Below are 14,509 nucleotides of genomic sequence, written 5' to 3'. Positions count from 1 at the left end.
GATGTGTCTGACAGACACCACGGAGCAGAGTAGCGGTAGTCACCCCTCGAGCGAGGCGCCACGACATGTGATGCGATGGGTACGTGCCCGAATACACCGAGCCCGAGAACGCAACCGCCCCCATCACATCCGCCGATTACGAGCAATTGCGGCGCCTGGCCGTCGAGCTCGCCGAGGCGGCCGCCGCGCATGTTCGTGCCCGCAGGCCCGAGGTGTTCGCCGCCGACGGACCGCTCGAGGGTGCCGTGGCCACCAAGGGGCACGTCACCGATCCGGTCACCATCGTCGACACCGAATCCGAACAGTTGATCCGTGGGCTGCTCGCCGAGCGCAGGCCCGCCGACGCCATCCTGGGCGAGGAGGGTGGCGGCGATGTCGGCGCCACCACCCCTGGCACCGTCACCTGGGTCGTCGACCCGATCGACGGCACGGTGAATTTCCTCTACGGGCTGCCCGGCTACGCCGTGTCGGTGGGCGCGGTGATCGATGGCAAGCCGGTGGCGGGCGCCGTGGTCGACGTGGCCGCCGCGACCACCTACAGCGCCGCACTGGGCGCTGGTTCCCACGCTGTGCGCCCGGACGGCACCCGCGTGCCACTGCGCTGCAGCAGCGAGGACGCGCTCTCGGTGGCCCTGGTAGCCACCGGTTTCGCCTACGGCAGCGCGCGCCGGGCCCGGCAGGCCGAGCTGCTCACCGAGATCCTTCCGCGGATCCGCGACATCCGCCGCCTCGGCGCCGCCGCCATGGATCTGTGCCACGTCGCCGCGGGCAGGCTGGAGGCGTACTACGAGCACGGCCTCAACGCGTGGGACTGGGCCGCGGGCGCCCTCATCGCCGCCGAAGCGGGCGCGGTCGTCCACGTCCCGCCGGTCACCGTCGGCGGCGCCGCGGGCGAACTGACGGTCGTCGCGGCCCCCGGCATCGCCAAGGACCTCAACGACCTACTCGACCGCGTCGGCGCGCCGACAGCCTTGCCGGACTGAGATTCCAGGTTTCGGCCGCCTTGATCTGGACTGACCAGAGGGTGCGACGAAGGAGTGCCCGCCGGGAGGGAAGATCAAGGGAACAGGCCGAAAACCCGCGGCGCCGGCCGCCGATAGCTCAGCACTTCACTTCGCGCGCGGCGTCGAGGAGTTCCGGGTCGATCGAGGACGAGCTGGCGCCGGGGGCCAGGTTCTTCAGCGACCGGAGCACCGCCTCGGCGTCGGCGCCGGGGCGAAGGGATTCGCCGAACGCTTGCCCGAGGACCAGGTCGACGGTGTCGTCGGTGCGCGGATCCTCGATCAGCTCGGCGCACGGCGCGACCAGCTGGACCGAGGCGGCGGCCGGCCGGCCGTTCACGCCGAAGCGGATCTGCCCGGTGCAGGTGAGGTCGCCGCTGACATAGACCGGATCGTTACCGACCTGTGTCCCCGGCGCGCCGGCGAAGCCGAGGTCGGCCAGTGCCGAGGCGATGTTGCCCGCCTGTCCGCTCTTGCCGTTGGCGTTGAACACCCGCACCTTGGACTCCGACAGGGCCGCCGGGTCGACCTCTTCGAGCCGCGTCGGACCCACCCGGGTGCCCAGCGCCGCGGGTTGCGCCGCGTTGGTGGCCGTCGGCGTGCTCGGCGCGTTGCACGCCATCGGTTCGTTGCTGTCGTCACGGGTTCGGAACGCCGTGATCCAGACGAACAGGCTCACCAGAGCCAGCACGAGGACGAGCGCGAGCCAGAGCTCGGGCCGCCGCCGCGGAAAGGGTTTGCCGTCGCGATCAGTCGCGCTGCCTTCGGTGATCAGTGAAACCACGCGCTCACTCTACGAGTCTCGCGGCCGTGCGCGAGTCGGGGAGGTCTCGGCGAGTTTCCCAGCAGGTGACGATTCGCCGTCGGTTTCGGCACGGCGCGGGTTTGATTGCGACTTTCTCCCGTTCGTCCGCTATTGTCTGGCCGCCCAGATCGAATATTTACCGGTGAAACGGTGGTCGGTCGCGGGAACAACAAGGGCATGTCCTGCGTTTACCGAACGCTGTCGGAGTTGATCGCCAGACGATCGAACCTGATAGACGACCGGTGCACGTGTGAGGTGCACCACCGGCGGGGCGGTACGAACGCCGGACCCCTGCGGGGTTACGGCAATCGACTGATCCGGGATATACGGAGTAAGGACTGAGGGGAAGACGACATGGCAACCGACTATGACGCACCGCGGCGCACCGAATCCGACGAGGTGTCGGAGGATTCGCTCGAGGAGCTGAAGGCCCGCCGCAACGAGGCGCAGTCCGCCGTCGTGGACATCGACGAATCCGATACAGCGGAATCGTTCGAGCTTCCCGGCGCGGACCTGTCCGACGAGGTACTCAGCGTTCGGGTGGTCCCGAAGCAGGCGGACGAGTTCACCTGCTCGAGCTGTTTCCTCGTGCATCATCGCAGCCGACTGGCCACCGAAAAGGGTGGACAGCTCATCTGCATGGACTGCGCGCTCTAGAAGCAGGGCAGTGCGCAGCGCCCTGTAGCAGCGGGGACTGCGCGAACTGATCCGGGAAGGGATCAGCGAGGAAGGGTCAGCCCGCGCTCGGGAGTCCGAGCGCGGCCAAGACCCGGTCCGGCCTACGCGTACTGACCAACCAGTACGGCGTCGGGTCGTCCGGGTCGTCCAGAACCAGCAATGCCATCGGGCGGATCCAGGCCCGGTGCTGCACATAGGCGGCGGGGTCGAGTTGTCGGCCCAGCGCCGCACTCTTGGCCGTCGGCGCGACGGCCGCGGCGCGCGCGACGAAGCTCACCGGCAGGTGGGCGCGGTCGACGCGCAGTTCCGCCGTACCGTCGTCGGCCACCGTGACATCCAGGCGATGCCTGCTCATCCACAACAGAATCCAGACCGGGACCGGCGCCAGCAACACATACGGCAGCCAGGCCCGCAACCCCGGCGCGCCCATGTGGATCTCGGCCGCCAGTAGTCCCGCGATCGCGAAGCCGACCGGCCACCACCACAGCGGCACCCAGAGCCGTTCGGAGTAGGGCGACGGACCCTGCGCGCTCGGCGCGCGATGGTCGGTGTCTGCGGTATCGGTCGTCGAGGAATGGGGCTGGTCGGGCACCCCTCAACACTAGGTCACCGCGCCAGGGTCGCGACGAGAAGGTCCGGGGTCGAGCGCGTAGTCTCGACCGATGTGAACGCACTTGCACCGATTCCGCTGCGGCGGCTCGATCCCGGCCTCCCTGTGCCGACGCGTGCCCATCCGGGTGACGCGGGCGTCGACCTCTGTACCACCGAGGATGTGATCATCGAACCGGGCGAGCGGGTGCTGGTCGGCACCGGGATCGCGATCGCGCTGCCGATGGGCACGGTCGGCTTGATCCACCCCCGGTCCGGCTTGGCCGCGAAGGCCGGCCTGTCGGTGGTCAACACGCCGGGCACGGTCGACGCGGGCTACCGCGGTGAGATCAAGGTGTGCCTGATCAACCACGACCCGCGCACCGCCATCGAGTTGCGTCGCGGTGACCGCATCGCGCAGTTGCTGGTGCAGCGGGTCGAGTTGGTCGATTTCGCCGAGGTCGACGATCTCGACGACACCGCCCGCGGCACCGGCGGGTACGGGTCGAGCGGCGGGCATGCCAGCCTGGCCGGCAAGGAGGCGTGATGGGTCTGTTCGGTAAGAAGAAGCGCGCGCGTGACGACGACGCCGACTACGTCGAATACGACGAGGTGGCCTACGACGAGGCGGACTACGACCTGGACGCCGACTCCGACGAGTACGACACCGACGAGTTCGTGCGCCCCGACTTCGCCCGCCTCGATTTCGACGACGCCCCGACCGACGAGCGCATCTACGGGAACTTCGACCACGCACCGGATGCCCTCGCCGGTCCGTACGACATCAGCGAGGTGTCCGACGAGATGATCGCGCGGCGCCTCGATCTGGGATCGGTGGTGATCCCGGTGCCGGAGGGTGGGCAGTTGCAGGTGGAAATGAGCCCGGACGGCACGCCGCAGGCGGTGCACCTGGCCATCCAGTTCGCCGCGTCGCCGGGCGTCGCGCCCGTGCAGGGCAGGCTCACCGTGGCCGCGTACGCGGCACCGAAGTCGGCCGGGCAGTGGCGCACGGTCGCCGCCGATCTGGCCGAATCGCTGCGCGGCGACGGTGCGCGGGTCGCCGTGGAGAAGGGTCCCTGGGGTCGCGAGGTCAAGGCGCTCACCGACGGCGCCGATCTGCGTTTCATCGGTGTCGACGGTCCGCGCTGGATGATCCGGCTGGTCGCCGCAGGCCCGTCGGGGGCGGTGGACGAGCGCAGCCCGCTGATCACCGCGGCCCGCGCGGTGCTGGCCGACGCCGTGGTTCGCCGCGGCACCGACCCGCTCCCGGTGCGTGACCCGCTCCCGGTGGTCCTGCCCCAAGAGCTGGCCGAACAGCTGGCCGCCGCCCACCAGCAGCAGGTCCAGGCCCATCAGGACGCGCTTGAGGCCCAAGCGGCCGCGGCCGCCGCCCCGCCTCCGTCGGCCCTCCCACCGAAACTGCCGGACGAGCCACGCCGCGGCGCCGACGGTTCGGCAATGCAGCAACTGGGCCTCAACTGAAACTAGGCCTGAACTGAACGGTCCCGCCTCTCCGCGACTTTGCCGGTCGTGGGGAGGCGGGTTCAGTTGGTGACCGGGCCTGCGGTCGGGGTGGTTCTGGTGTCGGTTGCCCGGCGAGTTACCCGTGTACTCGCGAGATCAGTTGTCCTGCAGGGTTTTCCGTTGCCGGTGCGGTCGTCGCTAGCAACGCGCTCAACTCTGTGAAACCGGCGTGTCCGAGTATCGCCGGGTCGGCGCCCAGCTCGGCGAGCGTTACCCGGTGTAGTCGGGCCGACGGCAATGTTGCCGCCCATTCCTCCGCGACAGCGATCGGGTGCACCGGGTCGTCACTCGCGCCGACCACCGCGACCGGCACTTCGTTGCCGGCCAATTCCTCCGGCGACGGCCACGCGTAGGCGGCGGCCTCGTCCAGCGCCGCGGGCAGGTGTGGCCACTGGCCGCGCCACGACTGGGTGAGCGCGTCGGCGAGCCACCGCGGACTCGATGCCCGCATCCGCTCGATCACCGCGTCCAGCCCGTCGGCACGCAGTTGCCCGGCGGTAACCGAGGCGCTCAATGCCGCTGGGCAGGTGGCGGTTTCGGCGCCCGTCCAGGCGGGTAATGCTGTAACGACACCGACAACCGCGGTGCGGTGCTCGGCTGCCCAGTCGAGTGCGATCGCGGCGCCGAGGGAGATGCCCGCGGCCAGGACCGGACCGCGTGCCGCGGCAGCGTCCAAAGCCGCGATACAGCTCCCGATCACGGCCTGCGGGTCCGGTTCGACAGCGTGGAACGTGAGTCCGCGCGCGTGGGCGGCAGGCCCGAACGCGCGGGCCGCGAAATCGGCGTCGGAGCCGGTTCCCGGCAGGGCGACCACGGTGACCTGGGGTGGGGTGCGCAACACCGACCGAGCGTAGCGGCCGGGCGTTTGCCCATCTACAGTGGCGGTGTACGGCCAACTAGCGGGAGAAGCGTGCCATGTCGTCATCCACGGGCGGACACAAGTCGGGATCGGGCCCGGATTCAGGATATTTTCGACGACTCGGCCGCCGCCTCACCGCCGATATCGACCAGCTCGACGCCGAGGAATTGGCGGAGACGGCCGATGCCTCCGGTGCCCGGCGGGCCAAGGATTGCTGTCGCGGTGAGGAGGCGACCATTCTGGGCAGGCTCCGCAGTGTCGAGGCGTGTCCGAAGGCGGCCGGTGCCAGCGTGCAGGCCGAGTTCTTCGACGGCACCGACGCCATCACCCTGGTGTGGATCGGGCGCAGGCGCATTCCCGGTATCGAACCGGGCAGGCGCATCCTGGTCCGTGGCCGCGTGGGTGACCGCGACGGCCGCAAGGTGATCTTCAACCCCTACTACGAATTGCGCGGGAACAGCTGACGTATGCCCTCCAGCGACGAGTACCGCACTGCCGCGGACCCCGAAGCCACCGTGGCGTTGCCCGTGGTCACCGATGAGACGGTGGACCCGGAAGTCGACGCCGAGGTCGGCAAGGCCGAACAGACCTTGCTCGAGCAGCTCGGCGGCTTCAGCGGCCTGATCTACTCCACCCTGCCCGTGTTGGTGTTCGTTCCGGTGAACTCCTTCACCAATCTCACCGTAGCCATCTGGGCCGCCCTCGGTGTCGCCGCCGCCATCCTGATCTGGCGACTCGTGCAGCGCAGCCCGATTCAGCCCGCGATCTCCGGCTTCCTCGGCGTCGGCCTGTGCGCGCTCATCGCCCAGCGGGTGGGGGAGGCCAAAGGCTTCTTCCTGTTCGGCATCTACACCAGCCTGGTGTACGCGGGCGTGTTCGCGCTGTCGATCCTGTTGCGCCGCCCACTCGTCGGGGTGATCTGGGGCGCGCTCAACGGCCACGGTCACCGCTGGCGTACCGACAAGCGCATCCGCAAGCTCTACGACCTGGCCACCGTGGTGTGGGTGGTCGTCTTCGGCGCCCGCTACCTGGTGCAGTCGCAGCTCTACGACACCGACCACACCACCTGGCTGGCCGTGGCCCGCATCGGCATGGGCTGGCCGCTCACCGCGGTCGCCCTTGTGGTCACCGTGTGGGCGGTCCGCAAGGCCGGGCACCTGCCCGCCGAAAAGACCGACAAGTCCGGTGCCGGAACGGAATCCGTGCCCGCGTAAGGGTGGGTAGCGCGCCGCCGGAGGTGGGGAAGTACCCACCCTGGGGTGTCTGGTCGCGGCCGCTCGTTCGTCGCACGATCAATGCGTAGGAAATACGCGAAGATCGTGAAAGGGACGGCGACCATGATGGCAACCGAGCACCGAGACGAGCGACCGGCCGCCGCACCCCGACGCGACACCGCCAAGACCCCGGCGCCCGTGCTGTCGGAGAGCAAGCGCATCGGCGCCGAACTCGACGCGCTGGTCGGCCCGGCCGCCCGCGGTGATCGCGACGCCGTCGCCGAGATCCTGCGCCTGGTGCACCCGCTGGTCCGCCGGTACTGCGCGGCCCGCATGGGCGCCACCGGCCACCTCACCGTCACCGCCGACGACGTCACCCAGGAAGTGCTGATCGCCATCGTGAACGCGATCCCGCGCTACCGCGATCAGGGCAAGTCGTTCCTGGCGTTCGTCTACGGCATCGCCGCCAACAAGGTCTCCGACGCGTTCCGCCGCGGCAAGCACACCGCGTACCCGACGGCCGAGGTGCCCGACACCGCGAGCACGTCGGCGGGCCCGGAGGAATGGGCGCTGGCCTTCGAACGCCGCGCCGCCACCCTCGAATTGATGAAGGTCCTCGCCCCGAATCACCGTGAGGTGCTGATGATGCGGATCGTGCTCGGCTGGAGCGCGGCGCAGACCGCCGAGGCCATCGGCACCAGCCCCGGAGTGGTCCGGGTGATGCAGCACCGCGCGCTCAACAAGCTGCGCGCGGAACTGAAAGTGGCGTAAGGACTCAGGGCTTCACGCCGTGGGTGGCCAGGGTGAGCCGCAGGTCCTCTTCGGCCTCCACCGAGGTGACGAACAGCAGTTCGTCCTCACCCTCGAACGGATCGTCGGGCTGCGGCACGATCACCCGGCCGCCGCGCAGGATCGTCACCAGCGCGGTATCGCGCGGCATCTTCAACGTTCGCACCGGTTTGCCCGCCAGCTGGGTGTCGGCGGGCAGGGTGATCTCGACCAGGTTGGCCTGCCCCTGCCGCAGCGTCATCAGCCGCACCAGATCGCCGACCGACACGGCCTCCTCGACGAGCGAGGCGAGCAGGCGCGGCGTCGACACGGCGACATCGACGCCCCACGCCTCGTTGAACAGCCATTCGTTGCGCGGATCATTCACCCGCGCCACCACCCGGCGTACGCCGAACTCGGTCTTGGCGAGCAGCGCGTGCACCAGATTCGCCTTGTCGTCGCCGGTGGCGGCGATCACCACCTCGTAGGTCTCGAGATCGGCGTTCTCCAGCAGCGACAGCTCGCAGGCGTCGGCGTGCACCCAGACGGCGTCGGGGATGGCGGCCGGGTCGATGTGATCGAGCTGGCGTTCGAGCAGCATCACCCGGTGTCCGCCGCGCAGTAGTTCCCTGGCGATCGAGCGCCCGACCGCACCCGCGCCGGCGATGGCGACCTTCATGTGTTCAGTCCTCGCTCAGTGGGGCCTTGGCGGCCAAGGCGATCGCCTCGCCGACCGTGCCGGACGTGGCCGCGACGTAGACGACGTCGTCGGCCTGGACGATCGTCTTGGAATCGGGGAGCAGGCCCTGGCCGAAGCGCAGGATGAACGCGACGCGCACCTGCAGATCGCGTTCCAGGTCGCGCACCGTACGGCCGGACCAGTCCTCGTGCAGGGTCAGCTGGGTCACCGCGACCGCGCCGGTGGGGTCGCGCCAGGTGGTGGTCGAGTTGTCGCCGATCAGGGTGCGCAGGAACCGGTCGGTGGTCCACGGGACGGTCGCGATAGTCGGGATGCCGAGCCGTTCGTACACCTCGGCGCGCTTGGCGTCGTAGATGCGAGCGACGACACGTTCGACGCCGAACATCTCCCTGGCCACCCGGGCCGAGATGATGTTGGAGTTGTCACCGGAACTCACCGCGGCGAACGCGTCGGCGCGTTCGATCCCGGCGCGGGTCAGCACATCACGGTCGAACCCGACGCCGATCACCTCCTGCCCGGTGAACCCCTCGCCGAGGCGGCGGAACGCGCTGGGATCGCGGTCGATGACCGTGACCTCGTGACCCACCCGGGTCAGCGCACGCGCCAGCGACGAGCCGACTCGCCCGCACCCCATGATCACTACGTACACCGTGCACCCTCGTTCCTGGCCTACCCGTGGCGTCCGGCAAGGACCGTACCCGCCGGATGCTCCCATCGCCCATTTTCCCCGCGCCGACGCGGGACAAACAATCTGCGACATCGCCGTGACGCCCGTGAGCGTGCGTGCGAAGGTACTGGTGAACTCCTCTATGCTCAGCCCGGTGTCCAAGTTGACGACAGCAGCCAAACGTCTGCTGCTGGGCAGGCCGTTCCGTAGCGATACGCTCGGCCACACGCTGCTGCCCAAGCGTATCGCTCTACCCGTGTTCGCCTCCGATGCGATGTCATCGGTCGCCTACGCGCCGGAGGAAATCTTCCTGGTGCTGTCGGCCGCGGGCATCTCCGCCTATGTATACGCGCCTTGGGTCGGCTTGGCTGTCGCGTTCGTGATGGCGGTGGTCGTCGCCAGCTACCGGCAGAACGTGCACGCGTACCCGTCCGGTGGCGGTGATTACGAGGTAGCGACGAAGAACCTCGGCCCCAACGCGGGATTGACGGTCGGCAGCGCGCTGCTGGTCGACTATGTGCTCACCGTGGCGGTCTCGATCTCCTCGGCGGCGTCGAACATCGGTTCGGCCATACCGTTCGTCGCTACGCACAAGGTGTTGTTCGCGGTGGTCGCGATCGTGATCCTGACCGCGATCAACCTGCGCGGCGTGCGTGAATCCGGTACCGCCTTCGCGATTCCGACCTACGCGTTCATCGTCGGAATGGGCGCGATGCTGGTCTGGGGGCTGTTCCGCACCTATGTGCTCGGTGACGACATCCAGGCCGAGTCCGCCGGTTTCGGGCTCAATGCCGAGGACGAGCACCTCTACGGCCTGGCCTTCGCCTTCCTGATCGCGCGCGCCTTCTCCTCCGGCTGTGCGGCGCTCACCGGTGTCGAGGCCATCAGCAACGGTGTGCCCGCGTTCCGTAAACCCAAGTCGCGCAATGCCGCGACCACCCTGCTGCTGCTGGGTTCGATCGCGATCGTGCTGCTGATGGGCATCATCATCCTGGCCCAGAAGATCCGTGTCGTGTACGCCCACGACCCCGCGAACCTGGTCGGCGCGCCCGCCGACTACCACCAGAAGACGCTGATCGCGCAGATCGCCGAAGCGGTGTTCCATGGCTTCCCGATCGGCTTCTTCTTCGTCACCATCGTCACCGCGCTGATCCTCGTGCTGGCCGCCAATACCGCGTTCAACGGTTTCCCCGTACTCGGTTCGATCCTGGCGCAGGACCGCTACCTGCCCCGCCAGCTGCACACCCGCGGCGACCGGTTGGCCTTCTCCAACGGCATCCTGTTCCTGTCGGGCGCGGCGATCGCGTTCGTGGTGATCTTCGACGCCGAGGTGTCCAAGCTCATCCAGCTCTACATCGTCGGTGTGTTCGTGTCGTTCGTGCTGAGCCAGACCGGCATGCTGCGGCACTGGACGCGCCTGTTGCGCACCGAGACCGACCCGGCACAGCGCAGGCAGATGAAACGGTCGCGGGCGATCAACGCGGTCGGTCTCGCCGCGACCGGCACCGTGCTCGTGATCGTGCTGGTCACCAAGTTCTTCGCCGGTGCCTGGATCGCGATCATGGTGATGGTGGCGATCTTCGTCGTGATGAAGATGATCCACCGGCACTACGACTCGGTCTCGCGCGAACTCGACGAATCCGACTGGGACGGGGTGCTGCCCAGTCGCACCCACTCCCTGGTGCTGGTCTCCAAACTGCACCTGCCGACCCGTCGCGCGCTGGCCTACGCCCGCGCGACCCGCCCGGACACCCTCGAAGCGGTGACGGTCAACGTCGACGACGCCGACACCCGCAAGCTGGTGCGCGAGTGGGAGAACAGCGAGATCAACGTCCCGCTGAAGGTGATCGAATCGCCCTACCGCGAGATCACCAAGCCCGTGCTCGAATACGTCAAGCGGGTGCGCAAGAACGCACCGCGCGACGTGGTCACCGTGTTCATCCCCGAATACGTGGTCGGACACTGGTGGGAGCAGGTGCTGCACAACCAGTCCGCGCTGCGGTTGAAGGGCAGGCTGTTGTTCGAGCCGGGTGTGATGGTGACGAGCGTGCCGTGGCAGCTCAGCTCCTCCACCAGGGCCAAGCAGGCGGTCGAAGGGAACGCGCCGGGTTCGGTGCGCCGAGGTTTCGAACGACCAGGCACTCGCGAATGAGCGGGGCGCCGGTCGAGGGTGAGAGTGGGTGTGACCGTGAGTGATTGGAGCGGACAGGAATTCGAGGTGCGGCTCGGGGCGCCGGGGCACGGTGGTTTCATCGTCGGGCGCCACGAGGGCCGGGTCGTGTTCGTGCGGCACGGGCTGCCCGGTGAGCTGGTGCGGGCGCGGGTGACCGAGGACCGTGGTGGGTCGTTCTGCCGGGCAGATGCCGTCGAGATCATCGAGGCGTCACCGGATCGGGTGCCCGCGACGTGTCCGGTGTCGGGGCCGGGTGGGGCGGGCTGCTGTGATTTCTCCTTCGCCGCACCCGAGGCGCAGCGCGCGCTCAAGGCCACGGTGGTGTCGGAGCAGTTGCGGCGATTGGCCAAGATCGAGCCGGAGGTGACGGTCGAACCGATCGCCGGGGATTCCGGCGAGGTCACCGGCGGGTGGCGCACGCGGGTGCGGTTGGTCGTCGACGCGGCGGGACGGGCGGGGGTGCACCGTCACCGCAGTACCGAGGTGATCACGGATCTGCGGTGTCCGCAGCCTGTCGCCGGGGCTCTCGACGGTGTCGCGGATCGGTTGTGGACGCCGGGCGCGGATCTCGTTGTCGCGGTGGACGGCGACGGCGTGCGCCATATCGTCGAATTGGCCGAGACGCCTGCCGCCGGACCGTCCGGACGCCCCGAGACGCCGCGTGGGGCCAGTCGCGGTCGTGGGCAGCGCCCGGGTCGTCGTCGTGAGTCGGCGCCGCCCGTGGGGGATGAGCGTGGGGCGATTCGGGACCGGGCGGCTTCGCGGAAGTCGGCGATGAACGCGCCTCGGGAGGAGTGCGTGGTCGAGGGCTCCGGACGGGTCGTCGAGTATGTGGCGGGGCGTCGGTGGGAACTGTCGGCGACGGGGTTCTGGCAGGCGCATCATGGTGCGGCGCAATGCTATTCGGATCTGATCGCGGAGTGGTCGGGCCTGGCTCCCGGTGGTTCCGGCTGGGATCTCTACGCCGGTGTCGGCGTGTTCGCGGCGCGGATGGCTGAGCAGACGGGTCAGACCGGGGCGGTGACCGGTGTCGAATCCGCTCGCTCGGCGGTTGCCGACGGCGTGGCGGTCCTGGGCGACCTGCCCTGGTTGGATCTGCGGGCCGACCGCGTCGAGCGCTGGGCTCGCAGTGCTTCCGGCACACCGGATGTCGTTGTCCTCGACCCGCCGCGTGCGGGAGCGGGCAAGGACGTCGTCGCCGCGGTGACCGACGCGGATCCTCGCCGGATCGTTCACATCGGTTGCGATCCAGCGGCTTTCGGCCGTGACCTGGGGTTGTATCTGGACGCGGGATATCACCTGGCGGAGTTGCGGGCGTTCGACGCGTTCCCGGGCACGCATCATGTCGAGTGCGTGGCGCTGCTCGACCGCTGAGTGTTCGGTAGTCCCGGACGATTTCGGCGATAGAAAGAGAGAATTCGCGCTACATTGCCTCAATGGTGGATGTGAACGACTCGCGCCGTTTCGTTGTCATCGGGGGTGGGCTGGCCGGGCTGGCTGCCGCCGTGTGGCTGGCGGAGGCCGGTAAACAGGTGACTCTGCTGGAGCGGCGCGGTCGGCTCGGCGGTCGCACCCAGGCGATGCGGGTTGCCGAGGTGGACGACCTGCCCGACAACGGCCAGCACGTGGTGGCCAGCGGGTACCGCAGTCTGTGGCGGTATCTGGATAGCGTGGGTACCCGGCAGCACGTGGAGTTTCCGGGCGCCGGGAGTCTGCGCTGGCCGGGTGGTCGCGCGGTCATGTTGCACACCAAGGGTTTCGGCGCCCTGCGCACACTGATGGGTGCCCATCCCGACGCGGGACCACTGGAGCGGCTACGCGCGCTGCGTTCCTCGCTGATGCTGGTCCGGCAGGCACTGTGGCAGCCGGACTACCTCGCCGACATCACCACCGACGAGTGGTTCCGGCGCCTGGCGATGCCGGCGAAAGCTCGGGAGGCCCTGTGGGATTGGCTCGCACTCGGCATCGCCGCCGAGCCGGTGGACAAGGAGTCGGCGAAGGTGTTCGCCGACGTGCTGGCCACCGGGGTCCGGATCGGGCTGCGGGACCGGACGGGCGTGACCATCGGTTATCCCACCGTGGACCTGGACACGCTCTACATCACCGGCGCGGAGCGGGTCTTCGAGCGCCACGGGGTCGACGTGCGCTATCGGGCGGTGGCCCGCAAGATCGTGATCGTCGACGGTAAGGCGACCGGGGTGCAGCTGGCGGACGGCTCGGTGGTCGAGGCCGACGCGGTGATCTGCGCCGTGCCGAACTCCGCTGTCGGCGGGCTCCTCGACGACCTGCCCGAACACGCCGAAATCTACGCTGCCGCGGACAAACTCGGCTTCACTCCGATCGTGAGCACGAACCTGTATCTCGACCGGCCGCTGAAGACCAAGTCGGCCATGGAGGCGCTGATCGGCGGCGGCGGTGTGATCGATCAGGTCTTCGACCGGCAGCGCATGCACCAGCGCACGCCCGACGGTACCTGGCTGTACTGCCTGACCACCAGTGGCGCGTACGAGCAGATCCACAAGAGCAACAGCGAGATCGTCGCCGAGCAGATGGATCTCATCCGCCGCTACTACCCGGAAGCCGCCGATGCTCAGGTCGTGACCGGCCATGTGGTGAAGATGCCGAAGGCGACCTTCTCCCAGGTTCTCGGCACCGACAACCTGCGCCCCGGCCAGCGCACCTCGGTCCCGAACCTGATGCTGGCAGGCGACTGGACCCGCACCGACTGGTGCGCGACGATGGAAAGCGCCGTCCAGAGCGCCGAGCGTGCCGTCGAAGCGCTTCTCGCGCAGCCCGGATAGCCCCGGCCGGCGGCGTCAGTCGAGGGCCCAGGTCACGCGGACGCTCGCGCCGACCTCGGTTTCGCCGGGGACCATGGGCACAGGGGAGCTGGCGCGGGCCATCAGCATCGGGGACGAGTCCATCTCGGCGCTGATGTCGTAGGCGCGCGAGGTCGGGGGAGAGGTGTCCTCGGTGATCTGGAGGACAGCGCCCAGGGTGACACCGGCGCGGGCCGCGTACTGCTCGGCTTTCGCTTTCGCGTCGTCGAAGGCCGCGTCGCGGGCCTGTTCGAGGAGCGGGGCCGGGTCGGCGATGCCTCGGGTCAGGCCACCGAGGCGTACATCGTCGCCGCCCGCGTTCACCGCGGCCGCGACGGTTTCGGCGGGGTCGGTGCCGGTACCCTCGCGCAGCGACACGCTGAGCCCGGTGGACGCCAGGTATCCGGCGATCTCGTTGCGGCCGTTGTCGGTGTACACGGTCTCGGTGCGCACGCTCAACCCGCTGGTCGCCATGTCCGCGTCACTGACCCCGGCCGCCCGCAGCGCCGCGACGACCGCGCTCACCCGGCCGCCCGCACGTCCGTAGGCGGCCACGACGGTGTCGGCCCGCGATTCCACCGACAAGGTCAACCGGATCAGATCGGGGACCGCGCGTACCACTCCGCGCCCGAAGGTGGTGGTGCTCGCCTGCCAGGACTTCTTGCTCACCGCGGTACTCCTGTCGGTCGAAGGCTGCTGTGCTGCTCAACGTC

16 protein-coding genes are annotated in these 14,509 nt (G+C 69.0%); 10 read left to right on the top strand and 6 right to left on the bottom strand.

All coding sequences use genetic code 11. The features are described from left to right. The first annotated feature begins 83 nt into the window (after positions 1–83). Complete coding sequence (locus tag ACWZHB_RS18120; RefSeq protein ID WP_427903060.1) at positions 84–983, top strand: inositol monophosphatase family protein; 900 nt, start codon at positions 84–86, stop codon at positions 981–983. Positions 984–1,101: 118 nt separating this feature from the next. Here ACWZHB_RS18120 and cei read toward each other — a convergent pair whose 3' ends face one another. Continuing rightward, positions 1,102–1,785, bottom strand: a complete 684-nt coding sequence (gene cei, locus ACWZHB_RS18115) for an envelope integrity protein Cei (RefSeq protein WP_427903059.1) — start codon at positions 1,783–1,785, stop codon at positions 1,102–1,104. 375 nt (positions 1,786–2,160) lie between these two features. Between cei and ACWZHB_RS18110 the strand changes: the two genes are divergently transcribed. Then, a complete protein-coding gene (locus ACWZHB_RS18110) occupies positions 2,161–2,463 on the top strand; it encodes a DUF4193 domain-containing protein (RefSeq protein ID WP_056811237.1) in 303 nt (100 codons plus the stop codon). Positions 2,464–2,539: 76 nt separating this feature from the next. On the opposite strand, the gene ACWZHB_RS18105 is transcribed toward ACWZHB_RS18110, so the two are convergent. After that, positions 2,540–3,076 (bottom strand): DUF3093 domain-containing protein, encoded by a 537-nt coding sequence (locus ACWZHB_RS18105; protein WP_427903058.1) that lies wholly within the window; start codon positions 3,074–3,076, stop codon positions 2,540–2,542. A 72-nt stretch (positions 3,077–3,148) separates the two neighbouring features. Between ACWZHB_RS18105 and dut the strand changes: the two genes are divergently transcribed. Both dut and ACWZHB_RS18095 read left to right on the top strand, forming a co-directional pair. After that, positions 3,149–3,619 (top strand): dUTP diphosphatase, encoded by a 471-nt coding sequence (dut, locus tag ACWZHB_RS18100; RefSeq protein WP_427903057.1) that lies wholly within the window; start codon positions 3,149–3,151, stop codon positions 3,617–3,619. A gap of 5 nt (positions 3,620–3,624) precedes the next feature. Further along, on the top strand, positions 3,625–4,554 hold the full coding sequence (locus ACWZHB_RS18095; RefSeq protein WP_427909201.1) for a DUF3710 domain-containing protein: 930 nt from the start codon (positions 3,625–3,627) through the stop codon (positions 4,552–4,554). Positions 4,555–4,672: 118 nt separating this feature from the next. On the opposite strand, the gene ACWZHB_RS18090 is transcribed toward ACWZHB_RS18095, so the two are convergent. Continuing rightward, positions 4,673–5,437 carry an alpha/beta fold hydrolase gene (locus ACWZHB_RS18090; protein ID WP_427903056.1) on the bottom strand — a complete coding sequence of 255 codons (765 nt, stop codon included), beginning with the start codon at positions 5,435–5,437 and terminating at the stop codon, positions 4,673–4,675. A gap of 74 nt (positions 5,438–5,511) precedes the next feature. Between ACWZHB_RS18090 and ACWZHB_RS18085 the strand changes: the two genes are divergently transcribed. The 3 genes from ACWZHB_RS18085 to ACWZHB_RS18075 all read left to right on the top strand — a co-directional run bounded on the left by ACWZHB_RS18085 (position 5,512) and on the right by ACWZHB_RS18075 (position 7,440). Further along, entirely contained in the window at positions 5,512–5,919 is a 408-nt protein-coding gene (locus ACWZHB_RS18085; protein ID WP_266290985.1) for an OB-fold nucleic acid binding domain-containing protein, read from the top strand. A 3-nt stretch (positions 5,920–5,922) separates the two neighbouring features. Next, positions 5,923–6,669, top strand: a complete 747-nt coding sequence (locus ACWZHB_RS18080) for a DUF3159 domain-containing protein (protein ID WP_427903055.1) — start codon at positions 5,923–5,925, stop codon at positions 6,667–6,669. A 126-nt stretch (positions 6,670–6,795) separates the two neighbouring features. Beyond that, the gene (locus ACWZHB_RS18075; RefSeq protein ID WP_427909200.1) at positions 6,796–7,440 is read left to right on the top strand and encodes a sigma-70 family RNA polymerase sigma factor; all 645 of its coding nucleotides are present in this window, start codon (positions 6,796–6,798) and stop codon (positions 7,438–7,440) included. Between the two features lie 4 nt (positions 7,441–7,444). Here the strand turns inward: ACWZHB_RS18075 and ACWZHB_RS18070 are convergent, their stop codons facing one another. Both ACWZHB_RS18070 and ACWZHB_RS18065 read right to left on the bottom strand, forming a co-directional pair. Continuing rightward, on the bottom strand, positions 7,445–8,116 hold the full coding sequence (locus ACWZHB_RS18070) for a potassium channel family protein (RefSeq protein WP_427903054.1): 672 nt from the start codon (positions 8,114–8,116) through the stop codon (positions 7,445–7,447). A 4-nt stretch (positions 8,117–8,120) separates the two neighbouring features. Next, positions 8,121–8,786 (bottom strand): potassium channel family protein, encoded by a 666-nt coding sequence (locus ACWZHB_RS18065; protein ID WP_427903053.1) that lies wholly within the window; start codon positions 8,784–8,786, stop codon positions 8,121–8,123. Between the two features lie 172 nt (positions 8,787–8,958). Between ACWZHB_RS18065 and ACWZHB_RS18060 the strand changes: the two genes are divergently transcribed. The 3 genes from ACWZHB_RS18060 to hpnE all read left to right on the top strand — a co-directional run bounded on the left by ACWZHB_RS18060 (position 8,959) and on the right by hpnE (position 13,778). After that, the gene (locus ACWZHB_RS18060) at positions 8,959–10,956 is read left to right on the top strand and encodes an APC family permease (RefSeq protein ID WP_427903052.1); all 1,998 of its coding nucleotides are present in this window, start codon (positions 8,959–8,961) and stop codon (positions 10,954–10,956) included. Between the two features lie 36 nt (positions 10,957–10,992). Then, complete coding sequence (locus ACWZHB_RS18055; RefSeq protein ID WP_427903051.1) at positions 10,993–12,351, top strand: class I SAM-dependent RNA methyltransferase; 1,359 nt, start codon at positions 10,993–10,995, stop codon at positions 12,349–12,351. Positions 12,352–12,413: 62 nt separating this feature from the next. Continuing rightward, positions 12,414–13,778, top strand: coding sequence for a hydroxysqualene dehydroxylase HpnE (hpnE, locus tag ACWZHB_RS18050; RefSeq protein ID WP_427903050.1), 1,365 nt, complete (start codon positions 12,414–12,416; stop codon positions 13,776–13,778). Between the two features lie 15 nt (positions 13,779–13,793). Here hpnE and ACWZHB_RS18045 read toward each other — a convergent pair whose 3' ends face one another. Beyond that, on the bottom strand, positions 13,794–14,465 hold the full coding sequence (locus tag ACWZHB_RS18045; RefSeq protein WP_427903049.1) for an SIMPL domain-containing protein: 672 nt from the start codon (positions 14,463–14,465) through the stop codon (positions 13,794–13,796). Positions 14,466–14,509 lie beyond the last annotated feature (44 nt).

The organism is Nocardia sp. FBN12 (genome assembly GCF_054031145.1).
This window is presented reverse-complemented; position numbering and strand designations above follow the sequence as displayed.

Bases quoted from the DNA above. Each gene is read 5' to 3' on its own strand.
- ACWZHB_RS18110 (WP_056811237.1), top strand. From the start codon at position 2,161: ATGGCAACCGACTATGACGCACCGCGGCGCACCGAATCCGACGAGGTG.
- ACWZHB_RS18085 (WP_266290985.1), top strand. From the start codon at position 5,512: ATGTCGTCATCCACGGGCGGACACAAGTCGGGATCGGGCCCGGATTCA.
- ACWZHB_RS18080 (WP_427903055.1), top strand. From the start codon at position 5,923: ATGCCCTCCAGCGACGAGTACCGCACTGCCGCGGACCCCGAAGCCACC.
- ACWZHB_RS18075 (WP_427909200.1), top strand. From the start codon at position 6,796: ATGGCAACCGAGCACCGAGACGAGCGACCGGCCGCCGCACCCCGACGC.
- ACWZHB_RS18070 (WP_427903054.1), bottom strand. From the start codon at position 8,116: ATGAAGGTCGCCATCGCCGGCGCGGGTGCGGTCGGGCGCTCGATCGCC.
- hpnE (WP_427903050.1), top strand. From the start codon at position 12,414: ATGGTGGATGTGAACGACTCGCGCCGTTTCGTTGTCATCGGGGGTGGG.